Raw genomic sequence first — 14,754 nt, 5'->3', positions numbered from 1 at the left:
TACCGTCACTCACTTGTTCAGCACCGCCTCCATCACGGCCTTGCCGATCGGCGCGGCGGTACCGCCGCCCGTCGCCTCCGCGCCGACGTTGGCCGCACCCGACTCGACGATGACCGCCAGGGCCACCTTCGGGTCCTCGGCCGGGGCGAAGGAGATGAACCAGGCGTGCGGAGGCTGGCCGTCGGCCGTCTCCGCGGTGCCCGTCTTGCCCGCCACTTGGACGCCGGGCACCTGCGCCCGGTTGGCGGTGCCGTTGCTGACGACGCTCACCATCATGTCGCGCAGCTTGGCCGCCGTCTCGGTGCTGACCGCCTCGCTCAGCTCTTCCTGCTCGGCGTCTTCGATCGAGTCGCCCTTGGAGTCGGTGACTTTTTTCACGAGGTACGGCTTCATCACCGTGCCCTCGTTGGCGATGCCCGCGGAGATCATGGCCATCTGCAGCGGCGTCATCTGGTTGCTGCGCTGCCCGATGGAGGCCATCGCGACGGCGGCCGCGTCCTCACGCGGGCCGAAGTCGCTCTTGGCCACGCTCATCGGGACCGCGAACTGCTCGCCCATGCCGAACTTGACCGACTGTTCCTGCACCTTGTCGTAGCCCAGCTCGATGCCCATCTTGCCGAACGGCGTGTTGCACGAGCGCTCCAGCGCGAACACCAGCGTGACCTGTCCGCTGCCGCAGGCGGCGCCGCCGTAGTTGGGCAGGCTGATGTTCGTGTTGGGCAGCGGGAGCCGCTGCGGCGCCTCCACGGTGGTCTGGGGGCCCCGCGAGGAGTCGTCCTCCAGGTAGGCCGCCATGGTCACGACCTTGAACGTCGAGCCGGGCGGGTAGGTGCGGTCGATGGTGCGGTTGAGCAACGGCTGGCCCTTTTCTTTGGCCAGTTCGTCGTAGCGCGGGAACACCTTGCTCTTGTCGGTCACCGACAGCTCGGCGGGGTCGTAGGTCGGCAGCGAGACCATCGCCAGGATCGCGCCGGTCTTCGGGTCGAGCGCGACGACGGCGCCGCGCTTGCCGCTCTGGCTCAGCGCGTCGTAGGCGGCCTTCTGCACCCTGGGGTTGATCGTGACCTCGACGTTGGCGCCCTTGGTCGGCTCGCCGGTGAACAGGTCGATGCTCCGCCTCAGCAGCAGGTCGGCGCTGGAGCCGTCGAGCAGTTTGTTCTGGGTGCCCTCGATGGCGCTCGCGCTCTCCGGCGAGAAGAAGCCGGTGACGTGCGCGTAGAGCTCTGCCTCCGGGTATTTCCTGACGAACCTGAACTGGCTGCTCTCGGTCTCGACGGACTGCGCGATCACCTTGCCGCCGGCGGTGATGCGGCCGCGCTCGATGGCGTAACGGTCGTAGTAGTTACGGGTGTTACGGGCATCGGTGCGCAGGTCTTCGGCCCGTACGGCCTGCAGGAGGTTCACATTGATCATCAGAAGCGCGAACATGGCCAGGCAGGCGACGGCCGTGCGCTTGAGCGTGCTGTTCATCGCTGGAACACCTGCGTCATTCCTTCGTTCTGGATCGCCTGGGGCGGGGGCTTACGCGCCGCATCCGACATGCGTACCAATAGCGCGATAAGGATCCAGTTAGCCAGCAGCGCCGAGCCACCCTGCGACATGAAGGGAGTCACCAGGCCGGTCAGGGGAATCAGGTTGGTCACGCCGCCCACGATGATGAACACCTGCCAGGCGAGGATGAACGACAGGCCGCCCGCGAGCAGCTTGGAGAACGGGTCACGGGCCGCCAGCGAGGTGCGCAGGCCCCGCTGCACCACCAGGGCGTAGAGCATGAGCAGCGCCATCAGGCCGGTCAGGCCCAGCTCCTCGCCCATCGCGGCGAAGATGAAGTCGGAGAAGGCCAGCGGGATCAGCTCGGGATGCCCCTGACCGAGCCCCGTGCCGAGGATGCCGCCCGAGCCCATGGCGAACAGGCCCTGCATGAGCTGCGCGCTGCCGCCGACCCGGTCGAAGAGCGCGGGGTCGCTCGGGTTGAGGAAGACCTCGAACCGTTGCTGGACGTGGTCGAAGACCAGGCCGGCCAGGATGGCGCCGCCCGCGAAGAGCAGGATGCCGATGATCACCCAGGAGACGCGCTGCGTGGCGATGTAGAGCAGGGCGATGAACGTGCCGAACAACAGCAGTGAGGATCCCAGGTCCTTCTGCATCACCAGGACGCCGAGGCTGACGCCCCACGTGATGAGGACCGGGCCCAGGTCACGTGCGCGCGGCAGGTCGATGAAGAGCAGCCGCCTCCCGGCGAGGGCGAGCACGTCGCGCTTGGCGACCAGATAGCCGGCGAAGAAGATGACCAGCGCCAGCTTGGCGAACTCGGCAGGCTGGAGCTGGCCCAGACCGGGGATGCCGATCCAGATCCTGGCGCCGTTGAGCTCCTGGCCGAGGAACGGGATCAACGGCGAGACCAGCAGGATCAGGCCCAAGGCGCCCGCCGTGTAGGTCAGCCGCTGCAGGGCGCGGTGGTCACGCAGGAAGATCAGAGTGAGGCTGAACAGCACGATGCCGACGAGTGTCCACATCAGCTGGGAATTGGGCGAGGCGAGCGTGGCGGAGGGCAGATTCGAGTCGGACTCGGAGAGCCGGAAGATCATGACCAGGCCGAGCCCGTTGATCAGCGTCACCAGCGGCAGGATCAGCGGATCGGCCCAGGGTGCGAACTTGGCCAGCACCAGGTAGGCGGCCAGCATCAGCCCGCCCAGGCTCAGGCCGTACGTCAGCATCCCCGACGGGATCGCGTCGTCCATCGCAAGGCCCACGTTGGCGTACGCGCCCATGACGACCAGCACCGCGAGAGCGAGCATGATCAGCTGGGCCCCGCGGCGCTTGGCCGGCATCGGGACCGGTTCGGGGGCGACGTCGCTCATCTATTGCTGCTGTTTCGTCTTGGTCGCGCTCGCGGTCGGCGCGGGCGACGTGCTGGCGGACGGGGACGTTTCGCTCTGCTGGTCCTCGGAGAACTTCAACGCGTTGATCCTCGTGATGCCTTCGTCGACAGTGGTGACGGGGAAGGTGCTCTTGATGAGCGCCTGATCCGCCTCCGACAGCTGGGAGAGCTGCCGGCCAGTGGGCCGCGAGACCTCGAAGAGCTGGAACGGGCCCACCTCGACCTTGATCCCCTGGAACACGACCACCTCGTCGCCCCTCGCACCGACGAAGAACTGGTCCTGGGTCCACTGATATCCAAAGTAACCGCCGACGCCGACGGCGAGCGTGCCGATGCCGAGCACGGTGACCAGCACGGGCCACAGACGACGACGGCCCGACCGCCGGGACGCCTGCGCCACCGGCTCGTCGAAGCCGTCGTCATCAGCGATCACCGGCTGGGGTGCGGTCACCGCCCCGGCTCGCCCAGGCGGCTCGGCGTCCTCTGAGCCTCCGCGCAGCCGGTTCATGCCCGCGGCGCCCACGACGGCGGCGTCACCCGGCACCTGCTGCCCTTCGGTGATGTCGAGCACGTCGGCCAGCACGCACGTGATGTTGTCGGGCCCGCCACCTCTGTTCGCCAGGTCGATGAGCTGGCGGACGACCTCTTCAGGGTCGTCGATGTTGGTGAGCGTGGCGTGCAGCGTCTCCGCGCTCACCACTCCCGACAGGCCGTCGGAACACAGAAGGTAGCGGTCGCCCACCTGCGCCTCGCGGAGCGTGAGGTCGGGATCGACCTCGCCACTGCCGTCGAGCGCGCGCAGCAGGATCGACCGCTGCGGGTGCGTGGCCGCCTCCTCCGGCGTGATGCGCCCGTCGTCGACGAGCTGCTGGACCAGCGTGTGGTCATGGGTGATCTGGTAGAGCTCCCCGCGTCTGAGCAGGTAAGCGCGCGAGTCGCCGACATGCACCAGGGCGACCTGGGTGCCGTGCCAGAGCATGGCCGTGAGAGTCGTGCCCATGCCCTTGAGGCTGGGATCCCGCCCCACCATCTCGTGCAGCTTGCGGTTGGCGTCGCGTACGGCTGCCTCGATGGCGTTGAGCAGGTCACCCCCCTGTTGAGCCTCTTCCAGAGAGGCCATGGCGTCGATGGCGACTGAGCTCGCCACCTCGCCGTGTGCGTGCCCGCCCATGCCGTCGGCGACGGCGAGCAGGCGGCCGCTAGCGTACGCCGAGTCCTCGTTCCCTTCGCGGAGGAGGCCGACGTCCGAGCGGGCGGCGTAGCGGAGTGCGATGGTCATTTGCGCAATTCAATGACTGTCTTGCCGACGCGGATCGGAACACCGAGCGGCACCGGGGTCGGGCGGGTGACTTTCGAGCGGTCGAGATACGTGCCGTTCGTCGAACCGAGATCTTCCACGATCCACTGACCGTCCTGAGGGAAGAGCCGGGCATGCCGGCTGGATGCGTAGTCGTCGCTGACTACCAGCGTGGCGTCATTCGCCCGGCCAATGGTGATGGGCGTCTCCGTGAGGTTAATGGTGGTGCCTTGCAGGGGGCCACCGGTAACGACGAGCTGGCGTGGCTCACCCTTCTTGTTCTTGGGTTTGGCCGCGGGTTTGGCGGGTTTCGCGCCTTTGCGTGGGCCTGCGGGAGCCGTGCGTGAACCGAACAAGTCAGTCCGGATCACGCCGACTGCGGCAATGACGAAAAACCACAGCACCGCCAGGAAGGCGAGCCGGATCAGCAGCAGCGTGAGCTCGGACATGGACCGTCTGTCTACCCCTAATCGCGCCGGAACACCAGAGTCGTGCGCCCCAACGTCACTCGCGTGCCGTTCTGGAGCTCGATCCTGCGTACCGGCTGGCCATTGACAAAAGTGCCGTTCGTCGACCCGAGATCGACGAGAGCCACGAGCTGGCCCTCGACACGCAACTCCGCGTGATGACGCGAAACGCCCGGATCGACCAGGCGAAGATCGCAGTCGGTGCCCCTGCCGAGCAAGGTCACCGGAGTGGTGAGCTCGTAGGAACGGTCGCCCTGCGGGTCGTCCTGGGTGGAGACGAGCAGCCTGGGCCGCCCCTGGAACGCGTGCGGCCGCGACGGAGGCAGGTCGCTCGCCGGCTGGCGGATCTCGTCCTGCTCGACCGTGGCGCCGCGGATGACGCCCGACCTGATGCGGAACAGCCCGACAGCCAGGTCGCCCGCTGTCTCGAAACGCACCCGGACCGGTCCCACGAAGGAGTAGCCCTGCTCCTTTGCGTACTCCCTGGCGAGGTTGGCCAGTTCGTGACTGATGCTGTCGGCGTAGACCTCAAGCCGCTCGCTGTCGGTCGTGGACAGCTCAACCACGAAGTCGTTGGGCACGAGCGTGCGACCTTGGGCGACGATCGCCGCACGCTCATCCATCTCCCGCTGAACCGCGCTGGCGACCTCGACCGGCTGAAGGTCAGATTTGAACGCCCGCGCAAAGGCTCCCTCAACCAAGCCTTCGAGCCTTCGCTCGAAGCGCTGAAGGACTCCCACCGGGTACCTCCCTTCCTCCGTGCATATGATCGCGGCCCCCAGACGCTCGTGGCGCCCGGTTCCCGCTCGTTCCACTTCACGGCGTCTCTGGCGCTCGTCAGCTGTCGCGCCCAGCTCCTCCGCTCCCGTGTCTTATGCGATCGTATCCGGGTTCAGTACCAGTGGCTGTTACGTGCTACTGTTCTTTCCGCACCCACAAGGGCGGGTGGCGGAACGGCAGACGCGCACGGTTCAGGTCCGTGTGTCCGAAAGGACGTGAGGGTTCAAATCCCTCCTCGCCCACTCGTTGACAGGGGATCCTCGGTCGCAAGCCTTTCAGGCGTTGCTCCCTCGGGTTCCCTTGTCGTGTCTCCCGGGAGATAACCCTCCGGACCCCCAGGCAGGACGCTGGCACTCCCGGGGGTTCCCCCCGAGCCCCCTTCACAACCATGTTGTGGCTGGTGACCAGTTTTTTCTTGTCATGGTGGTGGCCGGGTTCACCCTGCCGGGTGCATGCCCTCACGTCGTGGTTCCTCCCGGCCGCAGGCCGGGAGTTGGTGTGGGGTGGTTCCTGGGTTCTTTTGTGCAGACCCACATTGGCGAAGCTTGTTGCGGATCGCAAGGGCCGGGGTCTTCCTTTTCAAGAAACTGTCTGATGGTCGCCTGTCGGACTGTACGTCCTGGTGGTTGCAAGACGCTTTCTGGTGGCTTGCGGTTGGTGTGTGTTTTAGTTCACAGTTACGCAGCTTTGGTTCTGGTGTCCAGAAGTTCGCCCACCAGGTCCGTGAGGGTCACCATTCCGATGACCGCGTCCTGCTGGTCCGTGACGAGGGCGAGATGGGCCCTGGCCTCCTGGAGCGCCGTCACCGCCTCGGGGATCTGGGTGGTCGAGCGGAGCCTGGGCACCTCCCTGGCCAGCTCGCGTGCGGTCTTCTCCGGGTTGAGCAGGGCGTCCCTGGCGTGCAGGGCGCCTTGGACGCCTGACTCGTTCTCCACCAGGAGGCGCAGGTGGTTCGTGGCCGTCGCCGTTCGCTTGATCTGGGCGCTGTCCGCCGTGGGCGGCACCTTCGCCGCCTGGGCGATCGGGGTCATCAGGCGTTCGATGCCCTCGTCGTCGAGGCGCAGGGCGCGGGTCAGGAGGTCGTGTTCCTCCCTGTCGAGCAGGCCCATGCGGCCCGACTCGCCCACCAGCATGGCGAGCTGGCGCGGGGTTCTGGTCGTCGCCAGCTCGTCCCTCGGCTTGACGCCGAAGAGGCGGAGTATGACGTTCGTCAGGCCGTTGAGCGCCGACAGCAGCGGGCGCATCAGCCACGTGAAGCCGCGAAACGGCAGGGTCAGCAGGAGCGCCGCGCGCTCCGGGTGGGTCAGCGCCCACGACTTGGGGGCCATCTCGCCGATGACCATGTGCAGGAACGTCACCAGGGCCAGGGAGATCGTCAGGGCGATCGGCAGGCGCAGGCCCTCGGGCACGCCGGCGATGGCGAAGACGGGCTCCAGATAGTGCTCGATCGCCGGCTCGGTCACCTGGCCCAGGCCCAGCGTGCACAGGGTGATGCCCAGCTGGGCGCCGGCCAGCATGAGGGAGAGCTGGCGGCCGCCGCGCACCGCCGACTTGGCGGTGATCCTGACCAGGCGGCTGCCGCCCGCGGCCATCTCCTCCAGGCGGTGGCGGCGCGAGGAGACGAAGGCGAACTCGGCGGCCACGAACAGCGCGTTGAAGGCCAGCAGCGCCAGGCTCAGAATGATCAGGCTCATCGGGCGGCCTCCGCGTGTCGCACCGGTGCCAGGCGCACCCATTCAGGCACCCGGCGGTTGAGCGATATGACCGTGAGCTCCGCCAGGTGCTTTTCGACGTCCTCGGCGAACGGGTCGGAGTCAGGTTTGACCGGTACGGTCACGGAGTCGCCCTGGTTGGGCATCCTGCCCAGTCTCGCGAGCACGAGCCCGGCGAGCGTGTCGTAGTCGTCACTCTCCGGAAGGGCCACGCCGGTGGCCCGCTCGACCTCGTCGAGCCTGAGGCTGCCCGGCACCTCCCAGATGCCGCCCGGGTGTTCGAGGGCACCGACGGGCTCGGGGTCGTTCTCGTCGACGAGCTCGCCGACCAACTCCTCGGCCAGGTCCTCGACGGTGATGACGCCGGCCAGGCCGCCGTACTCGTCGATGACGCAGGCGATGTCGTCCTTGGCCACCCGCATCCGCTCCAGCACGGCGGGCAACGGCACAGAGGCCGGCACCAGCAGCGCGGGCCGGGTGATCGTGGAGACCGGGCCCTCCTCCTGGCCTGAGGCGAGCAGTTCGCGCACGCCCGTCACGCCGACGACGTCGCCGTCCTCGGCCAGCACCGGGTAGCGGGAGTGGCCGCACGCGCGCATGGCGTCGAGCATGTCGGAGATGGGCTGTGAGGCGCGCAGCACGACCACGCGGGGCCGCGGGACCATGATCTCCTCCGCGTTGCGGTCGCCGAACTCCAGCGCCCGTTCGAGCAGCTCCGACAACTTCGGAGGCAGCTCGCCCGCCTGGGTGGACTCGGCGATGATGCGCGAGAGCTCCTCCGGCGTGACGCCGTGCTCGACCTCCTCCACGGGTTCGATCCCGAGCCGCCGGAGCAGCCCGGTGGCGGCCGAGTCGAACAACCGGACCACCGGCCCCACCACCGCGAGATAGGCGAGCGTCGAGCGGGCCAGGAACTTGGCGACCGCCTCCGGCCTGGCGATGCCGAGGTTCTTCGGCGCCAGCTCGCCGAGCACCATCTGCACCACGGTCGCCACGAACACGCCCGTGGCCACGGAGACGCCGGTGATCATGCCGTCGGGAAGCCCCCAGCCGGCCAGCCACGGGCGTACGATCACGGCGATCGCGGGCTCGGCCAGGAATCCGACCAGCAGCGCGGTGACCGTGATGCCGAGCTGCGCGCCTGAGAGCATGAAGGACAGGCGGGAGGTCACCTGGAGGGCCCGCTCGGCGGCGGCGTCGCCGGCGGAGGCCTGTTCGCGCAGAATGCCGCGGTCGGCGGCGACGAAAGCGAACTCTTGGGCGACGAAATAGCCGGTCGCCGCCGTGAGGAGGAAGAGGGCCAGCAGCCCGAGATAAGTACTCACCGCAGTGAGCCTTCAGAGGAACCCGTGCACGAGCACGGGCAAAGACTCCACGAGTCCGGAGCGGACACGGTCATCCCTTCGATAGAGGTCGTCCATAACCGTAACGACGTCGATGGGTTCGATGTTTCCTGGGCCTGCGCCGGGACGGGCCTCCAGTTTGGCGACTGCCCGGCCGCACCGTTACGGTCGGCTGGTTCTGTGTACTTTTCCGTGGGAAATCCTTGACCGAACGCCTTCACTGCCGGGGGGTTGGACGTAGCGTCTATGTACGAAGCGAAGGGAAGGCGAAGTGTCTGAGGACGACCGTACGCGGGCCATGCGCTCGCCGGGCGACGGCCGCCCGCTGCCACCGCGGCCCAACGACGTCCCGCGCTCAGGCGGCGCCCCCGCGCACCGGTTCCCGGCGGGAGGGTCGGGCGCGCCCACGCACAAGCTTCCCGCGGCCTCCCAGTTCCCGGAGCCGCCGCCCGGCCCGCCCGGCGCCGGGCCCCGCCCCTCCGGCGGGCGCGTCTACGGCAGGCAGCGCTCCGGCGGCGGGGGCGGTCCCATCAGGCCGCTGAGGTCGAGGGGCGAGCAGCCGCCGCGGGGACCTCGCAGGAAACTCTCCGGCAGAACGATCGTGAAGATCATCGCCGGGTTCCTGGCCGTGCTGCTCGTGGCGGCCGTGGGCCTGTTCTTCTGGATCGACTCGCGGTTGGCGGGCATCGACGACGTGCTCACCGACTACGAGGAGCGCCCCGCCGACGGTCCCGGCACCAACTGGCTGCTCGTCGGCTCCGACAGCCGTAAGGGGTTGTCGAAGGCCCAGCGCAGGAAGCTGGCCACCGGGCGTGCGGTCGGGCAGCGTACGGACTCGATGATGTTGCTGCACATCCCCGACACCGGCGACAGGCCGACGCTGGTCAGCCTGCCGCGTGACCTGGCGGTCACCATCTACCGCAAGCAGCGCGACAAGCTCAACGCCGCCTACAACGGCGGGCCGCAGCTGCTGGCCCGCACCATCGAGACGGTCACGGACCTGCGCGTCGACCACTACATGGAGATCGGGTTCGCCGGCTTCGTCGACATCGTGGACGCTGTGGGCGGGGTCGAGATGAACGTGACGGCCGCCGTGAACGACCCCAAGGCGGGGCTCAAGCTCAAGAAGGGCAAGCAGGTGCTCGACGGCGCCCAGGCCCTGGGGTACGTACGCACCCGCAAGGGCGGCGCGCTGCCCGACTACGAGCGCACCAAGCGGCAGCGTCAGTTCCTCGCGGCGGTCGTCAAGAAGGCGGCCAGCCCGGGGGTGCTCATCAACCCGTTCACGTCGATCCCGCTGGCGATGAGCGCCACGGACGCGGTGACGGTCGACTCGGGCACCGGCGCTTTCGACCTGCTCTCGCTGGGGCTCGCCATGGGCGACAACCCGGTGACGACGGTCGTGCCGTTCGGCGGCAACGAGACCCTCCCCAACGGCGGCGTGGCCGTCAAGTCGGACAGGCAGAAGGCGTTGGCGCTGTTCAACGCGTTGAAGGAGGACAAGCCCGTGCCGAAGAGCGTGATCGACGCCCGCTAGTCCGGTCAGCCGCCGCCGCTGCTGCTGCTGGCGGCTGCGGTGGTCGCGGCGCTGATGGCGGCCATTGTGGCCGCGTTGATGGCGGCGATGGTCTTGGCGACGGCGTCGGCCGTCCACGCGCCCTCCGAGATCTCCTTGATCCGCCGCTTGTCCGCTTCGGGGAAGACCTTGCGGTCGAGCTTGGCCGCGTGCGTGATCGCGATCAGCACCGCCGTACGCGCGTCGGGGGTGGCGCCCTTGAGCACGGCACCCGCCCGCTCGCGTACGTCGGCCTCGACGCCGGGGTGCGCCTCCGGCCAGCGGGTGACGGGGAAGATGCCGAGGGCCCTGCTGCGCTCCTCGGTCAGTACGCCCGACCCGGCGAGGTTGGTCAGCAGGCGGTTGCGCAGCTTGCTGGTCTTCAGCCGCTGCACCCACCAGGCGGGCTTCCTGGCCTTGGTCTCGGAGGCGATGCGGCTCAGCGTGGCGTCCAGCTCCGCGTCGCCGAGGGGGCTCGGGTCGGTGACGGTCACCTTCTTGTCCGACAGCTCCAGCCGCCCGGCCACGGCCAGTTCGGCGAGGAGCGCGCCGGCGAGCGCGGAGTCGAGTCGCGTGGAGTCGATGAGCGGGGTGCCCTTGTCGTCCCGGTAGGCCAGCAGGAGGAACTCTTCGGCGATCGTCACAGTCATGTTTCGACACTAACCTCCCCTTTATGAGCTTGTCCGAGAAGTTGCACGCCATCGGCCGTCCCTTGCTGCAGGCGCAGCTCGACCATCCCACCGTGGTCGGCATCGGCCGCGGTGACCTGGCGGAACCGGTGTTCAGGTCGTGGCTGGAGCAGGACTACCTGTTCCTGCTGGACTACGTACGGGTGTTCTCGCGGCTTGCCTGGCAGGCGCCCGACGCGCATCTGGGCGACCTGGTGGACCTGGCGCACGCGACGTACCACGACGAGCTGAACCTGCACAGGTCGTTGTCGGCGGAGTTCGGGGCCGATCTGGGGGGCGCGGTGAAGGGGCCGGCGTGTGCGGCGTACACGGGGTTCCTGCTGGAGTCGGCGGCGTCGTACGGGGAAGGGCTGGCGGCGCTTTATCCGTGTATGTGGGGCTACTCGACGCTCGGCCGGATCTTGGCCGAGAATCCGCCCAGTGAGCCGAGATATCGGGCCTGGGTGGACACGTACGCCGATCCCGGGTTCGCCGCGCTCACCGTACGCATCGCCGAGATGATCGACGATGCCGATCCCGACCCGTCGCGGGCGGAGGCGAAGTTCACCGAGGGCATGGCGCACGAGCTGGCCTTCTGGAGCGTGCCGTAGCGTCCACAGGCTGTGGACGGCGCGGCGCGGGACCGTACCCTGGTGACATGCCGGAACTTCCCGAAGTGGAGTCTCTCACCCACTTCCTGCGCGAGCGGGCGGTGGGGCGCACGATCCTGGGGGTCGACGTGGTCGGCTTCCAGGCGCTCAAGACGTTCGACCCGCCGGCCACGGCGCTCGGCGGGTTGACCATCACCGGCGTGGCGAGGCACGGCAAGTTCCTCGACCTCGACTGCGACGGCCTGCACCTGGTCATCCACCTGGCCAGGGCGGGATGGCTGCGTTGGCGCGACGACCTGTCGGGTGCGAAGCCCGTCCGTCCGGGCAAGGGGCCGCTCGCGGTGCGGGTGCGGCTGACGCCCGACGACGAGGGCCAGGCGCCCGGCTTCGAACTGACGGAGGCGGGCACCCAGAAGCGGCTCGCCGTCTATGTCACAAGAAATCCGGACGAGGTGCCCGGCATCGCCGCGCTCGGCCCCGACCCCCTCGACCCGTCGTTCACGGTCGCCGCGCTCAAACGCATCGTGGGCGGCAACCGCACCCAGATCAAGGGCCTGTTGCGCGACCAGAAGATCATCGCCGGCATCGGCAACGCCTATTCCGACGAGGTGCTGCACGCGGCCAGGATGTCGCCGTTCAAGATCGCCGCGACGCTCACGGACACACAGATCGCCGACCTGCACGAAGCCATCGTCACCACACTCGGCGAGGCGGTCGAGCGGGCGCACGGGCTGGCCGCGAAGGACCTCAAGGCGGAGAAGAAGTCGGGGCTGCGCGTGCACAACCGGGCGGGGCAGCCGTGCGACGTCTGCGGCGACACGATCCGCGAGGTGTCGTTCGCCGACTCGTCCCTGCAGTACTGCCCGACCTGCCAGACCGGCGGCAAGCCCCTCGCCGACAGGAGGCTTTCTCGTCTTCTGAAGTGATTCTTGTTCTTACGGCACAGCCGCCGTCACCGCACGCGCCGATGTCGGCTGGCGCCTGTCATGGCCGGTCGTGAAGGCTCACGGGCTGCTCGCCGTGACGAGCGTCGTCTTGGCCGTGTTCCGTGGTTTTCACCTGGCCCGCGTTTCCGGGTGTGCCGCCGGGCCGTCTGGACATGAGGGCCGTTGCCGCGATGGCGCTTGCCAGGAGGGCGGTCGTCACGGGGACCGTCAGGGCCGTGCGGAGGGCGGCCATTCCGGCTTCCTGCGTGGTCGCGTCGCCGAGGGCGGCCACGTTGACGGCCGTGACCATCGACACGCCGAGTGCGGCGCCGAACTGGAACGACGAGTTGATCAGCCCGCCGGCCAGTCCCTGTTCCGCGGACGCGATCCCGTCCGTGGCCGTGATCATGAGCGGGCCGTAGGCGAAGGCGAACATCAGGGCGAGCAGCGCCATCGACGGCACCATCGCGGCGTAGGTCCAGTCCAGCCCGGCGCCGAGGAAGAGCGCGTACGCCAGCAGACCCGCCAGCAGGCCGCCGAGGATGACCTTGGCGTTGCCGTACCGGTTGACCAGCCGGGGGGTGAGCGTCGGGGCGATCACCACGTCGGCGGCGGCCACCAGCAGGGCGAGCCCCGTCTGCATGGGTGACCAGCCGCGCAGTTCCTGCAGATAGAGGGTGACGAGGAACTGGAAGCCGAAGAACGAGGCCGTGAGCAGCACGGCCGTCACGTTGGCGCGGACCAGCGCGGCCGACCTGAAGATGCGCAGGCGGACCAGAGGGTGCGGGGAGCGGCGCTCGATGGCCGCGAACGCCGCCAGCAGCCCCGCGGCCACGGCGAAGACCGCGAGCGTCAGCGGCAGGCCCTCGGCGGGGTGCTCAAGGCGTACCAAGCCGTAGACCAGCAACATCATCGCGCCCGTCACGCTCGCCGCGCCCGCGAGGTCGAACCCGCCCGCCGGGCGCTCGCCGGCGGGCGGCTCCTTGATCAGTACGATCGCGGCGAGCAGGATCGCCAGTGACATCAGGACCGGCGCGAAGAAGACCCAGCGCCAGCCGAACTCGGTGAGCACTCCGCCGAACACCAGGCCGAGCGCGAAGCCGGCGGCGCCGGTGCTCCCGTAGATGATCAGGGCGCGGTTGCGGTCGCGGCCCTCGGGGAAGCTCGTGGTGATCAGCGACAACCCCGCGGGCGTCATGAACCCGGCGGCCACCCCGGTGACGAACCTCGCCAGCAGCAGCACCCAGCCGTCGTTCGCCACCCCGCCGAGGCCGGAGAAGGCCAGGAACACCCCCAGCCAGAGCAGGAACATGCGCCGCCGGCCCAGCAGGTCGGCCGCCCGGCCGCCGAGCAGCATGAAGCCGCCGTAGCCGAGCACGTAGGCGCTCACCACGCCGCTGAGCATGCCCGTGGACACCCCGAGGTCGGCACGGATGGCGGGGAGGGCGACGTTCAGCATGGCGACGTCGATGCCTTCGAGAAAGATGGCCCCGCACAGAACGATCAGTACGCCCCACCTACGAGCAGGGACAGGCATGACAACCCCCGGTTACTCAAATGCATGTCGGTTCCTTGTTGTAACCGTCCACATCATTGGCCATCATGGGATGTCATGGAAGAAGGCACTTCCGAATCACTCGGTTACTCCGCGGGCACCGTGGCCGACGACGACTATGACGCCCGCCTGTGGGACACCCGTGAGGACTGCGAGGTGCGCCAGATCCTCGACCGCATCGCCGACAAGTGGTCGCTGCTGGTCATCGCCATGCTCGACTGCGAGAGCATGCGTTTCACCCAGCTCCGCCGCGAGATCGACGGCGTCAGCCAGCGCATGCTGAGCGTCACCCTGCGCCAGCTCGAACGCGACGGCCTGGTCAGCCGCACGGTTCACCCCGTCGTGCCGCCGAGGGTCGACTACGCGCTGACGCCGCTCGGCCGTACGCTGCACGAGACCATCAAGCCCCTGGTCACCTGGACCGAGGCGCACCAGGAGGAGATCGCCCGCGCACGCGCCGCGTACGACGCCCGTGCTCATGGCCCCACTCCGTGAGGCGGGCCCGGTCGCCGGCCGCCGTCGCCGCGAGATGATGGGGTCATGACCGTTCCAGAGATCGAGCCGAGCGACATTCCCGCGGACGCCTACCTTCTCGACGTCCGCGAGCAGGACGAATGGCGGGCGGGCCACGCCCGTGAGGCGGTGCACATCCCGATGACCCAGATCCAGGGCCGGGTCGACGAGGTGCCGGGCGACCGGACGATCTATGTCGTCTGCCGGGTCGGCGGCCGGTCGCTGCAGGTGGCGGCCTGGCTCAACCAGCTCGGGCGCGACGCGGTCAACGTCGGGGGCGGCATGCAGTCGTGGGAGGCGGCCGGGCGTCCGCTGGTCAGCGAGACGGAGGAGCGGCCCTTCGTGGCCTGAGCCGAACACCCTGCGGGCGTTCCCGAGCAGGCAGAAGGGCCACCCACGTGTGCCCTGGGTGGCCCTGCCTGCGGCTCCCGGGCTGGCCGAACTCG

At 68.8% G+C, this 14,754-nt stretch carries 14 protein-coding genes and 1 tRNA gene; 6 read left to right on the top strand and 9 right to left on the bottom strand.

Going from position 1 to position 14,754, the window contains the following annotated elements; translation table 11 throughout:
• Positions 1 to 9: 9 nt before the first annotated feature.
• Genes E1267_RS00490 through E1267_RS00470 form a run of 5 tightly spaced genes read right to left on the bottom strand, consistent with a single transcriptional unit; the run spans position 10 to position 5,385 of the window.
• Positions 10 to 1,470, bottom strand: a complete 1,461-nt coding sequence (locus E1267_RS00490; protein WP_132328467.1) for a peptidoglycan D,D-transpeptidase FtsI family protein — start codon at positions 1,468 to 1,470, stop codon at positions 10 to 12.
• On the bottom strand, positions 1,467 to 2,861 hold the full coding sequence (locus E1267_RS00485) for an FtsW/RodA/SpoVE family cell cycle protein (RefSeq protein WP_132328465.1): 1,395 nt from the start codon (positions 2,859 to 2,861) through the stop codon (positions 1,467 to 1,469). Before E1267_RS00485 ends, E1267_RS00490 begins: the two co-directional genes overlap by 4 nt.
• Positions 2,862 to 4,160: a Stp1/IreP family PP2C-type Ser/Thr phosphatase gene (locus E1267_RS00480; RefSeq protein ID WP_132328463.1), complete on the bottom strand. Its 1,299-nt coding sequence runs from the start codon at positions 4,158 to 4,160 to the stop codon at positions 2,862 to 2,864. It lies immediately after the preceding gene.
• Complete coding sequence (locus tag E1267_RS00475; protein WP_132328461.1) at positions 4,157 to 4,627, bottom strand: FHA domain-containing protein FhaB/FipA; 471 nt, start codon at positions 4,625 to 4,627, stop codon at positions 4,157 to 4,159. The genes E1267_RS00480 and E1267_RS00475 overlap by 4 nt, the downstream gene beginning before the upstream one ends.
• Before the next feature lie 17 nt (positions 4,628 to 4,644).
• Positions 4,645 to 5,385: an FHA domain-containing protein gene (locus E1267_RS00470; protein ID WP_132328459.1), complete on the bottom strand. Its 741-nt coding sequence runs from the start codon at positions 5,383 to 5,385 to the stop codon at positions 4,645 to 4,647.
• 199 nt (positions 5,386 to 5,584) lie between these two features.
• On the opposite strand from E1267_RS00470, the gene E1267_RS00465 reads away from it, so the two are divergent.
• Positions 5,585 to 5,667, top strand: a tRNA-Leu gene (locus E1267_RS00465).
• 435 nt (positions 5,668 to 6,102) lie between these two features.
• Here the strand turns inward: E1267_RS00465 and E1267_RS00460 are convergent.
• Positions 6,103 to 7,119: a hemolysin family protein gene (locus E1267_RS00460; RefSeq protein ID WP_132328457.1), complete on the bottom strand. Its 1,017-nt coding sequence runs from the start codon at positions 7,117 to 7,119 to the stop codon at positions 6,103 to 6,105.
• Positions 7,116 to 8,462 carry a hemolysin family protein gene (locus E1267_RS00455; RefSeq protein ID WP_132328455.1) on the bottom strand — a complete coding sequence of 449 codons (1,347 nt, stop codon included), beginning with the start codon at positions 8,460 to 8,462 and terminating at the stop codon, positions 7,116 to 7,118. Before E1267_RS00455 ends, E1267_RS00460 begins: the two co-directional genes overlap by 4 nt.
• Before the next feature lie 289 nt (positions 8,463 to 8,751).
• Between E1267_RS00455 and E1267_RS00450 the strand changes: the two genes are divergently transcribed.
• Entirely contained in the window at positions 8,752 to 10,017 is a 1,266-nt protein-coding gene (locus E1267_RS00450; RefSeq protein WP_246063307.1) for an LCP family protein, read from the top strand.
• A gap of 5 nt (positions 10,018 to 10,022) precedes the next feature.
• Here the strand turns inward: E1267_RS00450 and E1267_RS00445 are convergent, their stop codons facing one another.
• Positions 10,023 to 10,685: a GOLPH3/VPS74 family protein gene (locus tag E1267_RS00445; RefSeq protein WP_132328453.1), complete on the bottom strand. Its 663-nt coding sequence runs from the start codon at positions 10,683 to 10,685 to the stop codon at positions 10,023 to 10,025.
• Between the two features lie 23 nt (positions 10,686 to 10,708).
• Between E1267_RS00445 and E1267_RS00440 the strand changes: the two genes are divergently transcribed.
• Together E1267_RS00440 and E1267_RS00435 are read left to right on the top strand one after the other, a co-directional pair.
• A complete protein-coding gene (locus tag E1267_RS00440; RefSeq protein ID WP_132328451.1) occupies positions 10,709 to 11,314 on the top strand; it encodes a TenA family protein in 606 nt (201 codons plus the stop codon).
• Positions 11,315 to 11,361: 47 nt separating this feature from the next.
• Complete coding sequence (locus tag E1267_RS00435; RefSeq protein WP_132328449.1) at positions 11,362 to 12,240, top strand: Fpg/Nei family DNA glycosylase; 879 nt, start codon at positions 11,362 to 11,364, stop codon at positions 12,238 to 12,240.
• A gap of 58 nt (positions 12,241 to 12,298) precedes the next feature.
• On the opposite strand, the gene E1267_RS00430 is transcribed toward E1267_RS00435, so the two are convergent.
• Positions 12,299 to 13,777: an MFS transporter gene (locus E1267_RS00430; protein ID WP_132328447.1), complete on the bottom strand. Its 1,479-nt coding sequence runs from the start codon at positions 13,775 to 13,777 to the stop codon at positions 12,299 to 12,301.
• A 75-nt stretch (positions 13,778 to 13,852) separates the two neighbouring features.
• Between E1267_RS00430 and E1267_RS00425 the strand changes: the two genes are divergently transcribed.
• Positions 13,853 to 14,290, top strand: a complete 438-nt coding sequence (locus E1267_RS00425) for a winged helix-turn-helix transcriptional regulator (protein WP_132328445.1) — start codon at positions 13,853 to 13,855, stop codon at positions 14,288 to 14,290.
• A 45-nt stretch (positions 14,291 to 14,335) separates the two neighbouring features.
• A complete protein-coding gene (locus E1267_RS00420; RefSeq protein WP_132328443.1) occupies positions 14,336 to 14,659 on the top strand; it encodes a rhodanese-like domain-containing protein in 324 nt (107 codons plus the stop codon).
• Positions 14,660 to 14,754 lie beyond the last annotated feature (95 nt).

Origin of the sequence: Nonomuraea longispora, from assembly GCF_004348345.1 — a bacterium.
GTDB classification, from domain to species: Bacteria; Actinomycetota; Actinomycetes; order Streptosporangiales; family Streptosporangiaceae; genus Nonomuraea; species Nonomuraea longispora.
Note: the sequence above shows the minus strand (reverse complement) of the source record. Positions and strands in the feature narration are given on the sequence as shown.